The sequence below is a fragment of the Nocardia jejuensis NBRC 103114 genome (genome assembly GCF_001613145.1).
Classification (GTDB): domain Bacteria; phylum Actinomycetota; class Actinomycetes; order Mycobacteriales; family Mycobacteriaceae; genus Nocardia; species Nocardia jejuensis.
On the sequence record NZ_BDBU01000002.1, the window covers coordinates 307,034 to 320,248 of the forward strand.

13 protein-coding genes are annotated in these 13,215 nt (G+C 67.7%); 4 read left to right on the top strand and 9 right to left on the bottom strand.

All coding sequences use genetic code 11. The features are described from left to right. Window positions 1-21 precede the first annotated feature (21 nt). Together NJ1_RS01880 and NJ1_RS01885 are read left to right on the top strand one after the other, a co-directional pair. Window positions 22-1,458: an MFS transporter gene (locus NJ1_RS01880; RefSeq protein WP_067686400.1), complete on the top strand. Its 1,437-nt coding sequence runs from the start codon at window positions 22-24 to the stop codon at window positions 1,456-1,458. Between the two features lie 9 nt (window positions 1,459-1,467). Beyond that, window positions 1,468-1,929 carry a MarR family winged helix-turn-helix transcriptional regulator gene (locus NJ1_RS01885; RefSeq protein ID WP_339380937.1) on the top strand — a complete coding sequence of 154 codons (462 nt, stop codon included), beginning with the start codon at window positions 1,468-1,470 and terminating at the stop codon, window positions 1,927-1,929. 34 nt (window positions 1,930-1,963) lie between these two features. Here the strand turns inward: NJ1_RS01885 and NJ1_RS01890 are convergent, their stop codons facing one another. Both NJ1_RS01890 and NJ1_RS01895 read right to left on the bottom strand, forming a co-directional pair. Continuing rightward, window positions 1,964-3,496 carry an aldehyde dehydrogenase family protein gene (locus NJ1_RS01890; protein WP_067686405.1) on the bottom strand — a complete coding sequence of 511 codons (1,533 nt, stop codon included), beginning with the start codon at window positions 3,494-3,496 and terminating at the stop codon, window positions 1,964-1,966. A gap of 58 nt (window positions 3,497-3,554) precedes the next feature. Next, window positions 3,555-4,592, bottom strand: coding sequence for a TIGR03857 family LLM class F420-dependent oxidoreductase (locus NJ1_RS01895; protein WP_067686407.1), 1,038 nt, complete (start codon window positions 4,590-4,592; stop codon window positions 3,555-3,557). A 310-nt stretch (window positions 4,593-4,902) separates the two neighbouring features. Here NJ1_RS01895 and NJ1_RS01900 point away from each other — a divergent pair, with 310 nt between their 5' ends. Continuing rightward, window positions 4,903-5,478 carry a TetR/AcrR family transcriptional regulator gene (locus tag NJ1_RS01900; RefSeq protein WP_067686409.1) on the top strand — a complete coding sequence of 192 codons (576 nt, stop codon included), beginning with the start codon at window positions 4,903-4,905 and terminating at the stop codon, window positions 5,476-5,478. A 23-nt stretch (window positions 5,479-5,501) separates the two neighbouring features. Beyond that, window positions 5,502-6,599 carry a phosphotransferase family protein gene (locus tag NJ1_RS01905; RefSeq protein ID WP_067686412.1) on the top strand — a complete coding sequence of 366 codons (1,098 nt, stop codon included), beginning with the start codon at window positions 5,502-5,504 and terminating at the stop codon, window positions 6,597-6,599. Between the two features lie 16 nt (window positions 6,600-6,615). On the opposite strand, the gene NJ1_RS01910 is transcribed toward NJ1_RS01905, so the two are convergent. The 7 genes from NJ1_RS01910 to NJ1_RS01940 form a co-directional block, all read right to left on the bottom strand. Further along, entirely contained in the window at window positions 6,616-7,191 is a 576-nt protein-coding gene (locus NJ1_RS01910; RefSeq protein WP_067686414.1) for a TetR/AcrR family transcriptional regulator, read from the bottom strand. A gap of 121 nt (window positions 7,192-7,312) precedes the next feature. Further along, on the bottom strand, window positions 7,313-8,941 hold the full coding sequence (locus NJ1_RS01915; RefSeq protein ID WP_067686417.1) for an acyl-CoA synthetase: 1,629 nt from the start codon (window positions 8,939-8,941) through the stop codon (window positions 7,313-7,315). Between the two features lie 42 nt (window positions 8,942-8,983). Beyond that, complete coding sequence (locus NJ1_RS01920) at window positions 8,984-10,246, bottom strand: hypothetical protein (protein WP_067686420.1); 1,263 nt, start codon at window positions 10,244-10,246, stop codon at window positions 8,984-8,986. Further along, complete coding sequence (locus tag NJ1_RS01925) at window positions 10,240-10,791, bottom strand: Cif family virulence factor (protein ID WP_067686422.1); 552 nt, start codon at window positions 10,789-10,791, stop codon at window positions 10,240-10,242. Before NJ1_RS01925 ends, NJ1_RS01920 begins: the two co-directional genes overlap by 7 nt. Next, window positions 10,784-11,026, bottom strand: a complete 243-nt coding sequence (locus NJ1_RS01930; RefSeq protein ID WP_067686424.1) for a ferredoxin — start codon at window positions 11,024-11,026, stop codon at window positions 10,784-10,786. The genes NJ1_RS01925 and NJ1_RS01930 overlap by 8 nt, the downstream gene beginning before the upstream one ends. Further along, window positions 11,023-11,820 (bottom strand): SDR family oxidoreductase, encoded by a 798-nt coding sequence (locus tag NJ1_RS01935; protein ID WP_067686432.1) that lies wholly within the window; start codon window positions 11,818-11,820, stop codon window positions 11,023-11,025. Before NJ1_RS01935 ends, NJ1_RS01930 begins: the two co-directional genes overlap by 4 nt. After that, window positions 11,820-13,025, bottom strand: a complete 1,206-nt coding sequence (locus NJ1_RS01940; RefSeq protein WP_067686898.1) for a cytochrome P450 — start codon at window positions 13,023-13,025, stop codon at window positions 11,820-11,822. Before NJ1_RS01940 ends, NJ1_RS01935 begins: the two co-directional genes overlap by 1 nt. Window positions 13,026-13,215: the final 190 nt, after the last annotated feature.

Sequence of the window (13,215 nt, forward strand, 5' to 3'; positions counted from 1 at the left end):
CATTCCGTGTAGAGGAGAACCGTGAACAAGCCCGAAACGCGTGGTAATGCCACGCTGGCGGTGCTGGCCTTCACCGGCATCGTCGCATCGTTGATGCAGACGCTGGTGGTGCCGCTACTAGGTCAGTTCCCGCAGATCCTGCACACCAGCGCGTCGAACGCGACCTGGGTGGTCACGGTTACCCTGCTGGTCGGCGCGGTGGCGACACCGGTCGCGGGCCGACTCGGCGATATGTTCGGCAAGAAGCGGATGCTGATCGCGTCCATGGTGCCGCTGGCGGTCGGCTCGATTGTGTGTGCGCTGTCCAGTGCGCTGATTCCGATGATCATCGGCCGCGGTCTGCAGGGCCTGGGCGTCGGCACGATCCCACTGGCGATCGCGCTGCTGCGCGATGTGATGCCTCCGGAGAAGCTCGGCTCCTCGATCGCCCTGATCAGCTCCTCGCTCGGAATCGGTGGTGCGCTGGGACTGCCGCTCGCGGCCGCGGTCACCGAGTACAGCAACTGGCGCGTGTTGTTCTGGGTCGCAGCGGTTCTCGTGGGAATCTCTGCGGCGCTGATCGTCCTGGTGGTGCCGGAGGGGATCGCCGAGGGGCCGTCCGGGCGCTTCGACGCCGCCGGCGCACTGCTGCTCGGTGCGGGTCTGGTGGCGCTGCTGCTGCCGGTGTCCAAGGGCGCGAGCTGGGGCTGGAGCAGTGCCGGCACCCTGGGTCTGTTCGCCGCGGCGGTGGTGCTGCTGCTGGTGTGGGGCTGGTGGGAGCTGCGCTCGGCCGAGCCGCTGGTGGATCTGCGGGTCACCGCGCGTCCGCAGGTACTGGTCACCAATATCGCGTCGGTGTCGGTCGGAGTGGGCATGTACGCACTGCAGCTGAGTGTTCCGCAATTGCTGCAGCTGCCGCGGGCGCTGGGCTACGGGCTGGGGCAGTCGATGATGGCGATGGGTTTGTGGATGGCGCCGGGCGGCATCATGATGATGCTGATCTCCCCGGTGGGCGCGAAACTGTCGGCGCTGCGCGGCCCGAAGTTCACCCTGGCGGTCGGCGCGATAGTCATGGGATTTGGTTACGGCGCAGCCGCTGTGGGGTTGATGCATTCGCTCGCCGGGTTGCTGATCGTCACCATCATCTGCAGTTCCGGCGTCGCGTTCGCGTACGGCGCGATGCCCGCGCTGATCATGGGCGCGGTGCCGCAGTCGGAAACCGCGTCGGCCAACGGTTTCAACACCCTGATGCGTTCGATCGGCACATCGAGTTCGGCGGCGGTCGTGGGCGCGGTGCTGGCACAGATGAGTGTCACCGTCGGTGGCCATTCGGTGCCGACCGAACAGGGTTTCCGCACGGTGTTCCTGATCGGGTGCGGTGTGTCGGTGGTGGCGGCGCTGATCGCCCTGGCCATTCCGGTGCGCAGGGCGCTGATCGCCGACAACGCGGTCACCCGCCTGCAGAAGCTGGACGTTTAGGCTGGGCCGATGGTTGGCATGGACGAGCCCGTGGAGGCGATCGAGTTCGAGACGATGCTGCTGGGCCGGCACAGTCTCGCGCAGCGTCCCCGCGGCGGCGATTACCTCGAGCGCAGCGCCTACATTCTGCTGAGTCGCCTGCACATGACCGGTCCGATGTCGATCGGGCAGCTCAGCGAAGCGCTGGGACTGGACTCCTCCACCCTCAACCGCCAGACCGCCGCGATGATGCGCGCCGGTCTGGTCGAGCGCATCGCCGACCCCGACGGCGGTGTGGCCCGCAAGTTCCGGGTCACACCCACCGGCGAGCACCGACTCGACGCCGAACGCACGACCATCGTCTCGGGCCTGCAGTCGATCGTGCAGGACTGGTCCGTCGAGGACGCCACCGCTTTCGCCGCGTATCTCAAGCGGTTCAACCTCGACATCGAACGTCGCACGGGTCGCGAATGGCCCCGCCCGGCGGTCTGACACCCGGCGAGGCGGCCGTGATCCGGCCGGGGATTCAGGACAGCAGGCGTCGCAGCAGTTTGTTGCCGAAGCCGTAGCGGATCAGGCCGTCGAGATCGCGAATCGTCTTGTCCGTGTACGGGTACCAGATGCTTTCGCGGGACGGGCGGCGGCGGGTGATCAACACCGGCTGCGCGTGGGTGAAGCCCCGCAGCGCGTGAACGCCGTTGACGTGGCCGACCCCGCTGTCCTTGCGACCACCGAACGGGGCCTCGGGCACGCCGTAGATCACGGCACTGTCGTTGTGCACGACCGACCCCGTGGTCAGTCGCGCGGCGATGCGCCGGGCCGTGGCGGGATCCCTGGTGAACACCGAACCGCTGAGCCCGTACCGGGAGTCGTTCGCCAGTCGAATCGCCTCGTCCTCGTCGCGGACGCGCATGATCGCGGCGACCGGACCGAACGTCTCGTCGGTCATGATCAGCATGTCGTGGTTCGCCTCGGCGATCACGGTCGGCTCGAAGTACAAGCCCTCGCCCGCGACCGCGGAACCACCGACCAGGATCCGCGCACCCCGGGTCCTGGCATCCTCGACATGGGCGGTGACGATGTCGCGCTGGCGATCCCAGAACAGCGGTCCCATATCGGTGGCGCCGGCGCCGCAGGTGACCTCGGCGGCCTCGCGTTGCACCAGCGCGATGAATTCGTCTGCGACACTGTCGATCACGTAGATCCGCTCCACGCTCATGCACACCTGGCCGGTGTTGAACATCGACAGGTACACCGCTCCGGCGGCGGCACGTTCGAGATCGGCGTCGGCGCAGACGATCATCGCGTCCTTGCCGCCGAGTTCGAGGGTGCACGGCAGCAGACGCTCGGCGCAGGCGGTCGCGATCTTGCGTCCGGTTCCGACGCTGCCGGTGAAGCACACCTTGTCGACGGGTGAATCCACCAGTGCGGCACCGGTTTCCCCGTCACCGTGCAGCGCCTGCACGACGTCCCGCGGTACTCCCGCCTCGTGCAGGATCCGGGCCACCCATTCGCCCGATCGCGGTGTCACCTCCGACGGTTTGAACACGACGGTATTGCCCGCCAGGAGAGCCTGGACCACGGGATTGAGGGTCAGGACGAAGGGGGCGTTCCACGGCGTGATCACCGCGACCACACCCAGCGGCTGGTACTGGATGTGGAGCTTCTTCATCGGCCGTAGGTAGCCGTGCAAACGCTGTCGATGCGGCCGCAGATCCCGACGGGCGCGCTTGGTCCAGTAGTTGAGGAAATCGCAGGAGGGCACGATCTCGACCCCGAGGGCCTCGGCGTGAGGTTTGCCGGTCTCCTCGCGGATCGTGTCGGTGATTTCCGCGCGGCGCGCGACGATGACGTCGATCGCCCGGCCGATGATCGCGGCGCGCTCGCCGATATCGCGTGCGGCCCAATCCGGTTGCGCCGCACGGGCCCGGGTGACGGCGTTGCGCACATCGTCACGGTCGTCGACATCGAATTCGGCGATCGGCCGTCGATCCACGGGACTGTGCAGGGCCAGTCGCCGGCGCCCGTCGATTTCCTGTGCATTTCGGACGATGGCCATGGTTTCTCCCAGATCGCGATGTCACGTTCCACCTACTCGGACAGCTGTCCGGACGTTACTACAGAACACCGTATTCGGCCACGACGGGCGCCAACTCGTCCGGGGTGCACCCGTGCAGGATGACCCGGTCCGCGCCGTGGGTGAACTCCTCGCGAATCCGCGCGACACAGTGCGCGGGCGTTCCCGTCGCGGCGACCGACACCCACTCCGGCGGTAGCAGGGTCGCGATGTGCTCGAGCTGGTCGGCACCGGCTTTCGCATCGATCGCTCCGGGCACCGATCGTACGATCGGGTCGGCGCGAAAGCGCTGCAGGACAGCGGGATCCCACTCGTTGGTGCGGATCAGCAGATCGCCGTAACCCTGCAGATAGGTGGCCAGGCGCCCGACGGTCTTGCGCAGCCGCTCGGCTTCGGGGATATGGTCGCCGACGGTGGCGAGGCACGACCACACCCGAACCGCCGCGGGATCGCGCCCGGCTCGCTCGGCTGCCTGTTTCACCGTGCGCACGCAGCGCCGCACCGTTTCCGGAGGAAAATAGGTGTGCAGGATGACGTCGTCGAAGGCGCGGCCACCGAGCGCCAGGGTCTTGGGCCCGAAAGCCACCAGCGCGAGCCGGATCTCCTCGTCGAAGTCCGCGTCCAGGAACAGCACCGGGTAGCGGCCCATCGGCCCGTCGTGGTCGATGATGGTCTCCCCGCGCCACAGTCGCCGGGTGACCCGGGCCCAATCCTCCATATGCGCGGTGGTGACCGCGGGAATGCCGAACGCGGAGTGGATCGCCCCCACGCCGCGACCGATTCCGAGGGTGAATCGCCCACCCGAAAGCCGGTGCACGGTCGTCGCCCACGAGGCGGTCACCAGGGGGTGGCGGGTGTTGCAGTTGGTCGCCGCGGTGGCCACCTGGAGCCGGGTGGTCGCCGCGCAGGCCGCGCCCACGAGCGAGGAAGCCTCCTTCACGTTCCAGCGCTCGGACACGAAGGCGGTCCCCAGGCCGAGTTCCTCGCCGCGCCGGGCCTGCTCGATCAGCGCGGCGGGACCCTCACCTCCGGCGCCGGCGAGCAGATAGAAGCCGAGTTCGTCGTAGGTGGTCTGCATGAGTGTTCCTTGCCTGGAAATGTCCTGCGCCGCGGCACATTCGGCAGCGAGACGGCCGATGCGGGGTGTGGAGCGGCTCGCGCGCCGGGCGGGCGGCGCGCTCGCACAACAAAGTAACAGCGTTACTTCTCGATCGTGTGCGAATTCGTGAACTGACAGCTTCGCGACGGGAAACCTGTTCGGGTAACGCACTTTTCGCGGTCGAGCGCGCAGACGAGAGCTGATCCGGCGATTCCGGTGAAAGTGAGCCGGTCGTTAAAGTAACGTCGTTTCTCCGCGCCGACCGTGCGGCGAAAGGACGTGCCCGCCAGTGCCGAAGCCGCTGCTGAGTTCCGACGCGATCTTCGACGCGGCATTGCGGATCCTCACCGAGGAGGGTGCGGGCGGGCTGACCATACGGAATCTGGCAACACATCTGAAGTGTTCGAACAGCACGCTGTACCAGCAGGTCGGAACCGCCGAACAACTGGTGCGCGGGGTGGTCGCGCGCGCGTTCGCCGACCTCGAGATCGCGTTCGACGCGGACGCGGCATGGGAGGTCGCGGCCCAATCCTGGTGTGCCGCACTGCGAGGCGCGCTGCTGGATCAGCCGGAACTGTGCCGCCTCATGAGCATCTCGGACCGCGCCGTGGTCGTGGATTACGTGCATCGGCTACTGGTGGTGCTGGAGCGGGACGGCTTCAGCCACAGCCAGGCCATCGAGATCGGCGGCATTCTGGCCCACGTCACGGTCAGTATGACGATCTCCGACATCGCCGCACCGGGTCAGTGGGACGATCCCCGCGTGTTCGCCACGACCGTGCGATGGCTCATCCACGGAATGGCGGCGGCGCGGGCCGAACGTCTGTTGCGACCCGCCCACCGGACCCGATCCGATACGCCGTGACCCCGAGCAACCAGGGAAGAATCATGAACACATCCGCTGTCGGCACGAGCGAAGGCGCCGGCTCGAATTCCTTGCCCTCGACACCTTCCGAGATCACCGCCGAGTGGCTGGGGTCGGTGCTGGGTGAGCGGATTTCGTCCGTGCGCGTCGATCCGGTGGGTACCGGGCAGACCGGCGCGACCTATCGGGTCACTCCGGTCTATGCCGGGCCGACGCGGTTGCCACCCTCGTTCGTCGCGAAACTGCCCTCGCAGCACGCGGAGGTTCGCGAGCGGGTCGCGCTCGGCTATCGCGCGGAGCACGCGTTCTACACCCGGGTCGCGCACACCCTCGACGTGCCGGTGCCACAGGTCTTTCATTGCGATATCGCCGGTGACGGTGCGGAATTCGTCCTGGTGGTGTCGGATCTGACGCCGGCGGTGCAGGGCGACCAGGTGCGCGGGTGCGGTCAGGAGCAGGCGCGGTTGGCCGTTGAGGCGCTGGCGGGTCTGCACGGGCCCCGATGGTGCGATCCCGCGTGGGTGGGTTTCGACGGTATCGCGATGCCCAAGGCCGACGCCGATTTCGCCCGCGGAATGGGTGAGCTCGCCCGGATCGCGTGGGAGAGAACACTGTCGGGGCTGGGTACGCGGATCGATCGGGACGATCGCGCCGTGCTGGCCGCGTCGGCGGACCTGGTGGAGGGATGGCTGGGGCTGGACGACGAACGGTTCTGTCTGCTGCACGGGGACTACCGGCTCGACAATCTGCTGTTCGATCCGGCGAAAGCCGTTGTCACCGTGGTCGACTGGCAGACGCTCACGGTGGGGTTGCCCGCGCGGGACCTGGCCTACTTCCTCGGCACGAGCATGGAATCCGACGCGCGCGAGCGCTCGGAGGTACAGCTGGTCGAGACCTATCGGCGGCGCGTGCTGGGGTACGGCATCGGCGAGTACTCGGCCGAAAGGTGCTGGACCGACTACCGAATCGGGATGCTGCAGATTCCGCTGATCACCACGTTCGGCTACGCGTTCACCGCGGCCACCGATCGCGGTGACGACATGATGCTGACCATGATCCGGCGCGGCTGCCACGCCATCCGCCACCTCGGCACGATCGATCTGGTCGCCGGGTTGATCTGAGGCCGCGCCCCGCCGCTCACGAGAGCAGGCGGTGTGCGCACCGTTCCACTCGATCGACGACGTCGGCGTAGGACAGGTGACCCATTCCGGCCTGCAGCATCGCGCCGTAGTACAGCAGTTCCAGGTACTCGAGGTTCTCGATGTTCTCCTGGCCCACGGCGTCGAGCAGGCGGGTGCGCAGCTCGCCGCCGATGCGCAGGCGCAGGTGGTCGACGTCCGCATCGTTGCCGAGCAGCGCCTGACTCATCGCCGCGGCCAATTCGGGTTCGTCGGCCACGAGCGTGGCCGCCTGGCGCAGGACGGTGATCGCCCGGGTGGCGATATCGGCGTCGGGCAGCGGTGGCGGCGCCGCCGCGACCAGCCGCCGCCAGTACACCTCGGCGATCAAATGCTCCTTGGAGGAGAAGTAGGTGTAGGCGGTAGCGGTGCCCACACCCGCCTGTGCGGCGATCAACCGTATTGTCGTGGCCGCGTAGCCTTCCCGCGCCAGGACCACGACGGCGGCTTTGGTGAGCCGTTCGACGGTTTCGGCCTGCTTGCCGCTCAGGCGTCGCCGCGTCGCTTCCAGATTGTGCGGTACCGGTGTGGACATATGTCCGAATGCTACTACCGACAGCTGTCCAGAACAATTCGACGCGCGTATGCCGTGGAATTGCCGTGCCGCGGCCGGGCATCGCGCGGGACTCGCGTTATGCCCGGCCTCGCGGGGTTGCTCAGCGGGGCGAAGAGTTCGCTGTGGTGACCTCGTGGTCGGGTGCGCGGCTCGCCGCGTAATCGGTGGCCCATCGATAGTCGGGTTTGCCGCTGGGGGAGCGTGAGACGGTCTCCGCGATCCACAGGGTGCGCGGCACCTTGTATCCGGCGAGGTGTGAGCGCACATGCGCGGTGATCGACTCGAAATCGGGATCGGTTCCCGCACACAGCGACAGGACGGCCGCGACCTGCTGCCCCCATCGCTCGTGCGGTCTGGCGACCACCACCGCGTCTAACACGCGGGGATGCGCCTTGAGGACGCTTTCGACCTCCTCGACGAACACCTTCTCCCCGCCGGTATTGATCACCATGTTGCCGCGTCCGATGAGGGTGATCGATCCGTCGCTCTCCACGCGCGCACGATCGTCGGTCACCACGATCCGGACGCCGTCGACCGTCTTGAACAGGCGCGCGGATTTCTCGGTGTCCTTGTAATAGCCCATCGGCACGGCGCCGGTCTTGGCCAGCCAGCCTTCCTGGCCGGGCGCGACGGCCCGGCCCGCGTCGTCCACGACCGTGGCGCCCCTGCCGGTCTGCACGCGCGGACCCCGCGTCGGGTCGTCGTCCTTGGTGGCGAAGCCGATACCGCCGAAGCCGGTCTCGGAGGATCCGATCGAATCGGAGACGACCGCCGAGGGAAACCGTTCCAGCAGTTGATTCTTCACCGGCTGCGAGAGCATCGCGGCCCCGGACGCGATGGCCACCAGTGAGGTGGCGTCGGGGGAGGTGGCGTCGTAGGAGGCCAGCAGGGGGCGCGCCATCGCGTCGCCGGTGATCACCATGACCGCGGGTCGTTCCCGTTGCACCGTGCGCCAGACGGCATCGGGGTCGAAACGCGATTCGTACACGATCGTGTTGCCGCTCCACAGGGCGGTGAAGGTCGGCATCATCGCGGCGGCGTGAATCAGCGGGGGCAGCACCAGCCACGCGCTCGGGTCGGTCACGGCGCCGACCCGGGACTGCTGGAATTCGTCGGCGACGGGTTCGCCTGTGTAGAAGTCGATTCCACCGCCCAGAACCCGCCACATGTCCTCCTGCCGCCACATGACCCCTTTCGGCAGGCCGGTGGTGCCGCCGGTGTACATCATGAACAGGTCGTCGGCGCTGCGCCGGAACACCGGGCGTTCGGTGGACTCGGCGAGAATCGATTCGTACTGTGCCGCAGCGGTATCGAGATGATCGCTGCCGAGGTCGTCCTCGACGACGATGGCGTGCCGCACTCGCGGCGAGTGCGCCAGCGCCTCCTCGACCGCGGGGCTGTAGCTGCGGTGGAAGAGCAGGACCCGAAGGTCCGCGTTGTCGTACAGGTACCGCAACTCACCGGCGCCGTAGCGGTAGTTGATATTGATCGGAACCGCCCGCAGTTTGTAACAGGCGATCAGTGTCTCCATGGTCTCGATGCCGTTGTGCATCTGGAAACCGACGTGGACATCGTGGCCCACACCGAGCGAGAGCAGATGGTGGGCAAGACGATTGGCCCGAATATCGAGTTCTCGATAGGTGATGCGGCGGTCGTGGTGGATCAGGGCAGTGCGTTCGGGCATCGCGTCGACCGCGTGCTCGAACAGGTCGGCGAAGTTACACGCCATGGCAACTCATCTTTCATGGGGGCGCTGTCAGATGGGGCGCTGTCAGAGGACGGTCAGCGGCAGCGGGATGCCGCGGTCGGTGAATCGGAAGTCGGCTCCGGTGCTGAACCGGGTGATGGCGACCTCGCCCGATTCGGTGAAAGGTGTGTCCGCCTGCCGGAATCCGACCACGAGCTCGTCGGGGGTATCGGCGATGACGTGGGCGGCGAAGCGGGGATTCACCCCGCGCGCCATGGCCTCGAGCGGGGCCAGGTGCGTGGCATCGATCAGGGAGGGCCACGCCCGGTCGTGCACCGCGCCGCTGCGTGCGGGGATCCGCAGTCGCACCTGGCCACCGTCGTCGTCCACCCGTATGCCCGTGTAGCGCAGTGGATTCCACGCGGGATGCAGACGAAGCACCTGTGCCAGAGCGGCATCGTCGTCGCCGAGGTCCAGGGCGAGGCGGAGCCGTTCGGAGGTGAGGCCGGCGATGCCCGCGAACTGTTTGCGCCCGATAGCGGCGGCGTCGCCGTTCTCGGCGCGAGCGCGCACCGCGATCAGGAACCCCAGGGTCAGCAGATGATGTTGCAGGCACACCTCATCGGCCATGCGGATGAGCGCGGAACGGGAGAAGTCGCCGAAGCGCAGATCGCTGAGCAATGGGCCGGAGTAGTCCCCGTGGCCGTCGTCGCCGGGATCGATCGGGTCCAGCACCACCTGTGCCGCCGCGGAATTCGCGATGAGGTCGGAATTGGCGGGGACGGGGGGAGGGATGTGCGAGTCGTCGATCGTGACGGTCCAGGCGCACACCGGATGGCGATCCGCGGGTACCCGCGGTGGCCGGTGGATGGGTCGCACCTGGGCGCGGGGGTTGGTGGCCAGCGCCGTGGCGTCGAAGGTGGGGTCCTCGATGTCGTGGCACATCGCCTTCACGTAGGACTCACCCATCGGCTCGACATCCGCGAGCGCACCGCAGTGGTCGAGCCAGAACTCACCGTGGAAGTGGTCGTGGATCCGATACCGGAAGTCCATGAACTGCGGTGGTGCGCCGATATCGAGTTGCAGCCCTTTGAATATCGTCTCGACCCCGTCGCCGGTGAACCGCAGGGCGCGCTGCATGCGGCGGGTGTAGGCGGGGCTGGCCACCTGCCATTCCTCGATGGCGATCGCGGTCATGCCTTCGCGACCGAACGCGGCGATGCTGTGCGCCATGCCGGACCGGTCGATCAGGTGCCCGCTCAACAGCAGTTCCGGGACCAGGATCGCCAACTGGGCACGGCTCAGGTCGGCGTAGGCGCTGCGCCGTTCGGGATCGGGGTTCACCACAGCGGCACCGGTGCGGTGCCGATCGGGTACCAGCCGGGCAGCTTCTCCCCGGAGGTCGCGCGCTCGATGCGCCGCAGCATCCCGGCCGAGAGCGTCTTGTCGGTGATCATCTCCAGGAACAGCGCGCTCACATTGCCGAAGTCGAAAAAGTCACGCTGCCACGACCATTGGAAGTCGCCGCCGTAGCGGAACCAGCTGCCGCCGATACCCTGCGGGCTGTAGTGACTGCCGTCGGCGCGGGTGGCGTCGGCGATCTGCTTCCAGAGTCCGATGACGTCGCCACTGCGCTCGTCGACCACGACGTGCTGGTACGGATAGGTCCAGCCCTCGAGGCCCTGCATCTCCACGCCCAGCGCGATATCGCGAATCTCCGTGCGCCCGACCGCCATGAATTCCTGTGTGGGCCCGTAGTTCCAGCCGTAGGTGGCGTCCTCGGTGTAGAACTCGGCCAGCGGGCGCCAATCTCCGGCGAGCTCGGCCTCCTCGTTCGCCTTCAGCCAGCGTTGCACCATCTCGTCGAGTTCGGCGCGATCGAAATCAGCCATGGTGGTTGTCCTTTCGTGACAGCGTTGTCGGTCGGTGCTGGTCGCCGTCGATGATCGACAGCGCCTGGGTGGGGCAGTAGCGCACGGCGTCGGTGACCGCCGTGCGGGCCGCGGGTGCGGGCTCGGTGTCGAGAACCTCGACTTTGCCCCGGTTCGGGACGGTGAACACCTCGGGCGCTTCCGCGGCGCAGACCGCGTGGCCCTGGCACAGATCCAGATCGGCGACGATTCTCATCGGTCGCTCCCGAGGGGTGTGGAACGAACGCGGGCTTCGGGCTGCACCTCGGTGAGCTGGATGTGTGCGCCACGGGGTGCGGACACGACCGCGACGATCGCCGAGGCCAGATTCGCCGCGCGCAGCATCTCCGGGTGGCGGGCGAATCCCCAGGCCAGCCAGTCCTCGAGGACCGGGCCGATGATCTCGGCGGTGGTGTCGGTGCCCATGGCGGTCAGGGTGGGCCCGGGACGCACCACCGAGGCGCGCACGCCGGTGCCTTCGAGTTCCATGCACAGCTGCCGGGCAAGGGCCTCGACGCCGGCCTTGGCCGCGGGATACGCGCCCGAGCGCGGGCGCGGCGCGGTGGCGGTGTCGGAACTGACGAAGACGAAGTCACCGCGCCGGCGCTCGATCATGCCCGGCAGGACCCGGTGCGCGAGTCGTTGCGGGCCCACCAGGTGCAGTTCGACCTGCTCGGAGAATTGCTCGGGGGTCAGTTCGTGGACGAGTCCGAATACCAGGCTTCCGGCGCTCGAGATCAGGATCTCGGTGGGCCCGAATGCCGCTTCGGCGGCGGAGACGAACCGATCGACCGAGGCGGTGTCGGTGACGTCGAGGCTGTGCGCGAGGGCTTCGCCGCCGTTGTCACGAATCTTCGCCGCCAGTGCTTCGCACTGTTCGAGGTGGCGGGCCCCCAGCACGACCGGGTGGCCGAGTTCGGCGAGCGCCTCGGCGGTGGCGGCTCCGATGCCGGAGGAGGCTCCGGACACCAGGGCCGGGCGTCGTTCGGGGTGTGGGGCGAAGCGGGGCATCAGGCGATCTCCGTGGTGATGGGCAGCGCGGCGAAGCCGCGCACGTTCGTGGAATGCACGCGCACGATTCCGGACTCGTCGAGTGCGTAATCGCGGACGCGCGAAGAGAATTCGCGCAGGGCGATGGTGGCCTCCATCCGCGCCAGGTGCGCTCCGAGGCAGAAGTGCACTCCCGCGCCGAAACTGGCGAGCGCGCTCTTCTCCGGGCGGTCGATCCGGAACACGTCCGCGTCGGGGAACGCGTCGGAGTCTCGATTGGCCGATCCGATGAGCAGCAGCACTTTCGCCCCCGCGGGAATCGTGCGCCCGTGCATCTCGATGTCGACGGCGGCGCTGCGCGCGACGAGTTGGCTCGAGGTGTCGTAGCGCAGGGTTTCCTCCACCCAGTCCGGCACCAGGTCCGGGTCCGCGACGACCTTGGCGTACTCACCGGGGGTGCGCGCGGCCCAATACAGCGCGTTGCCGAGGAGTTTGGTGGTGGTCTCGTTTCCGGCGACCACCATCAGGAACATGAATCCGATGATTTCCTCATCGGTCAGGCGGTCGCCGTCGATCTCGGCCTCGGTGAGCGCGGAGGTGAGATCCTCGGTGCCCTGCGCGCGTCGCCGGGTGACCATCTCGCTGTAGTAGACGATCAGTTGCAGGGACGCGTCGATCGCGGCGGCGGGGACGTCGAGCACGCCGTCTTCACGGTGCACGACCAGATCCGCGAGCCGGCGGATCTCCGCGCGGTCGGCGGCGGGAACGCCCATCAACTCCGAGATCACGTCCATGGGCAGCTTTCCCGCGAAATCCTCGATCCAGTCGAACGATCCGCGCGCGAGCGCCGGTTCGAGGTGTTCGCGGGTCAGCTCCAGGACCCGGTTCTCCATCTCGCTGACTCGGCGCGGGGTGAATCCCTTGAACACCAGCCGGCGCATCCGCACGTGCCGGGGATCGTCCATCGCCAGGAACGACATCGTCTTGTGGGCGTGCGGGCCCCAGGCGGCCGGGTCCAGGGAGACGCCCATGGCGCTGGAGAGGCGCACGTTGTCGCGAAAGCCGGCCACGACGTCGGCATGGCGGGACAGCGCCCAGAAGTCCAGTTCCGGATTGTGGTACAGCGGACTCCGCGTGCGCAGGCGCTCGTAGGTCGGATACGGATCGTCGTGGAATCGGTAGTCGTACGGGTCGAACGTGAACGGCTCCAGAGCGGCCGAAGGCATCAGGCGCACCTCGAATTCGGTAGTGCGTCCTTCCGGCTCCGAATCGGACGACCCGCTCGGAAAGACATTAGGCTGGACATGTGTCTGGACAGTATCAGGGACATCGGTCCATCACAATGTTCCGATCGGATCCGGTGACTGGGCCGGGCGGTGAAAGCTCCCGTGCCACGCGCCATTTCGATCGGCCGGC